Origin of the sequence: Eggerthella sp., assembly GCF_048329335.1 — a bacterium.
Taxonomy (GTDB): domain Bacteria; phylum Actinomycetota; class Coriobacteriia; order Coriobacteriales; family Eggerthellaceae; genus Eggerthella; species Eggerthella lenta.
Genome location: NZ_DBFEGU010000259.1, coordinates 1 through 2868, shown reverse-complemented (window position 1 = coordinate 2868; position 2868 = coordinate 1). Strand labels below are relative to the sequence as shown.

The following is a 2868-nucleotide window of genomic DNA, read 5'->3' as shown; positions in this document are numbered from 1 at the left end:
ATATGGAGCTCATGGCGCAGGCGCACGGTTTGGGCGTGCTGTACAGCGGTTTCTTCACGATGGCCGCGCGCCTGTCGCGCGGGCTTCGTCGCGAGCTGGGGCTCGGCCGGAAGCAGAAGGTGGTCACCGCGCTCGTGCTGGGGTATCCGGCCGTGCGCTATCGGCGCACCGCCCCGAAGGAGGCGGCGGCGATCAGCTGGAAGTGAGGCTGCTCCGACGACGCTGCGGCTCGCCGCAAGTGGCCGAAGTATGACCGTTCCGTAAAATGTTATCAACAAAGTATCATTTAGCGGTATCATAGGTTCGATCACAGACGACGGACAACCCCTCATCGAAAGAAGGATCCATGGCTTCCAGCATCTACGACTTCACCGTGAAGGACCAGCAGGGCAACGACGTGTCGCTCGCCGACTACCGAGGCCGCGTGCTGCTGGTGGTGAACACCGCCACGGAGTGCGGTTTCACGCCTACGTACGCCCAGCTCGAGGCGCTGTACACCACCTTGCACGAGCGTGGTCTGGACATCCTCGACTTCCCGTGCGACCAATTCGGCCATCAGGCTCCCGGTACGAACGAGGAGATCGCGCGCTTCTGCACGTCCCGTTTCGGCGTGACGTTCCCGCAGTTCGCGAAGATCGAGGTCAACGGCGAAGGCGCCGATCCGTTGTTCGCCTACCTGCAGCAGCAGAAGGGCTTCGAGGGCTTCGACGAGGGCCACGAGTTGACGCCGGTTCTGGAAGACCTGCTGGCGAAGGACGATCCCGACTATGCGGGCAAGCCCGACATCAAGTGGAACTTCACGAAGTTCCTCATCGACCGCGAGGGCAACGTCGTGCGCCGCTTCGAGCCCACCGCGTCCATCCCCGACGTCGTGGCGCCCGCCGTGGAGGAGCTGCTGTAGCCTTTTCGGTCCGGACCCACCTCGCGCAAGCGCATGAAGCGCGAACCCGCGAACCCGCGAACCCGCGAACCCGGCCGCCGCATCCATCGCGATGCGGCGGCCTTTTTCACGCCTGAATGTTTCACGTGAAACATTTGTTCTGATCGGATGCCTTGAGCGCAACTGCTTGTCGCCGAAGCGGAGGCGGCGAAAATCCAGGATTTGCCGGTCGAGTTCAGGAGGGAGAGCCGGGCTTTCGTTTGCCGATGCAGCCGAAACGCGACGAGATTCGCGGAATCTGTCATCATGGGTTGGTGGATCGTGGCCGGTGGGCGGATTACCATAAGCGGCGAGGAGTATGAAAAACATGATCGGTTCGAACATTCAGAGCAGGCGCAAGATGGTCGGGCTTACCCAGGAGCAGCTAGCCGAGCGTTTGGGCGTGTCGCGCCAGACGGTGACGAAGTGGGAGACGGGCGATTCGACGCCCGACTTGGCCAATGCCGGCGCGCTGGCCGAGGCGCTCGACGTGTCGCTGGACGCGCTCGTAGGCTACGACCCGCACGGTACGATGCTGCCCATGCCGCCGCGCGGCAAGCATCTGTTCGGCACCGTCACGGTGGGAGAGCGCTGGCAGATCGTCATCCCCAAGCAGGCGCGCGAGCTGTTCGGCATCGAGGCCGGCGATGCCCTGTTGGTGCTGGGCGACGAGGAGCAGGGCTTGGCCATCCTGAAAGCCGACGAGTTCATGGACCGCGTGTCGATGCTCCGCAGCATGGTCGACCGATAGCCCCGCCGCGCTGGGCGACGTGGGCGTCGAGCGCAAGGAGGAAGCATGGGCGCAACCGGGAAGAGGAGGGTCGGCATGACCGCAGCCGTCATCATCGCGGCGCTGGCAGTGTGCATCGCTGCTGCGTTGGCATGGTACGTGGGCAACAGCCGTCATGGCGAGGAGCGCGACCTGGCGAAAGCGGTCGCTGCTGGCTTCGTTGAGAAGCGGGCTCGCGTGGAAGTTTCGCTTGCGGGCGAGGCAACCGGCTCGATGATCGAGGCCGTCGTCAACTACGCCGAAGGTCCCGACAACGGGCCGGCGCTCGTGCTCGTGCACGGCCAGGGCATGCAGTGGGAGGACTACGCCCGCGTGCTGCCCGATCTCGCGCAGCGCTACCACGTGTTCGCCGTCGATTGTTTCGGCCACGGCGAATCGAGCCACGATCCGGCGCTTTACTCGTGCGAGGCCATCGGGCGCGCGTTCAAGTCCTTCGCTGCGCAAAAGATCGGCGCTTGCTACCTCGTGTCGGGCCATTCGTCGGGCGGCATCATCGCCGCGTGGCTGGCCGCCAACGATGCTGAGCAGGTGACGGCATGCGTGTTGGAGGATCCGCCCTTCTTCCGCGTCACGCCGGTCGAGATGCAGCAGGAACCGGGCTGCTTCGCATGGAAAGACGGCTTCATGGTGACGCACGCGTTCCTCCGGCAGGGCGACGTTGCCGACCCGACCGTGTACTACGCGCAGCACAGCTACCTGTTCAGCCTGTTCGGAGGACTGCAGCCTAAAATCGCGGAGTGGACGGCGCAGGAGCGATCAGCGAACCCCGACGCGCATCTCACGCTGGCCTGGGTGCCGCACGACTGGGTGCGTGGCCTGTACTTCTACGACGACTTCGACGTGCGGTTCAGCGAGACGTTCTACGACGGCACGTGGTTCGACGGCATCGACCAGGCCGACCTTCTGCGCTGTATAACCTGTCCTGCCGTGTACCTGAAAGCGAAGACGAACTACGGCGAGGATGGTACGTTGCTCGCCGCCAACTCCGACGAGGACGCCGCACGCGTGCAGCAGCTCGTGGCTGTCTGCGAAACCGTCGTCGTCGAATCGGGCCACGACATCCACTACGAGCGTCCGAAAACGTTCGCGGACGCCGTCGACCGGGCGGCATCGGTCGCATCGGCGAAGTAGCCGCGTTCGACGGCGGCTTTTTCGGCCA

The 2868-nt window shown here is 64.4% G+C and carries 3 protein-coding genes and 1 pseudogene; all 4 read left to right on the top strand.

The features are described 5' to 3' along the window. Positions 1-206 (top strand): annotated as a pseudogene (locus ACMO6A_RS08240) (nitroreductase); the annotation flags it as partial. 140 nt (positions 207-346) lie between these two features. Then, entirely contained in the window at positions 347-901 is a 555-nt protein-coding gene (locus ACMO6A_RS08235; protein WP_009306763.1) for a glutathione peroxidase, read from the top strand. A gap of 346 nt (positions 902-1247) precedes the next feature. Continuing rightward, positions 1248-1670, top strand: coding sequence for a helix-turn-helix domain-containing protein (locus ACMO6A_RS08230; RefSeq protein ID WP_009609408.1), 423 nt, complete (start codon positions 1248-1250; stop codon positions 1668-1670). A 45-nt stretch (positions 1671-1715) separates the two neighbouring features. Then, positions 1716-2840: an alpha/beta fold hydrolase gene (locus ACMO6A_RS08225; RefSeq protein WP_035579012.1), complete on the top strand. Its 1125-nt coding sequence runs from the start codon at positions 1716-1718 to the stop codon at positions 2838-2840. Positions 2841-2868: the final 28 nt, after the last annotated feature.

Excerpts from the sequence above, each read along its gene's own strand:
- ACMO6A_RS08235 (WP_009306763.1), top strand. The coding sequence starts at position 347 with ATGGCTTCCAGCATCTACGACTTCACCGTGAAGGACCAGCAGGGCAAC.
- ACMO6A_RS08230 (WP_009609408.1), top strand. The coding sequence starts at position 1,248 with ATGATCGGTTCGAACATTCAGAGCAGGCGCAAGATGGTCGGGCTTACC.
- ACMO6A_RS08225 (WP_035579012.1), top strand. The coding sequence starts at position 1,716 with ATGGGCGCAACCGGGAAGAGGAGGGTCGGCATGACCGCAGCCGTCATC.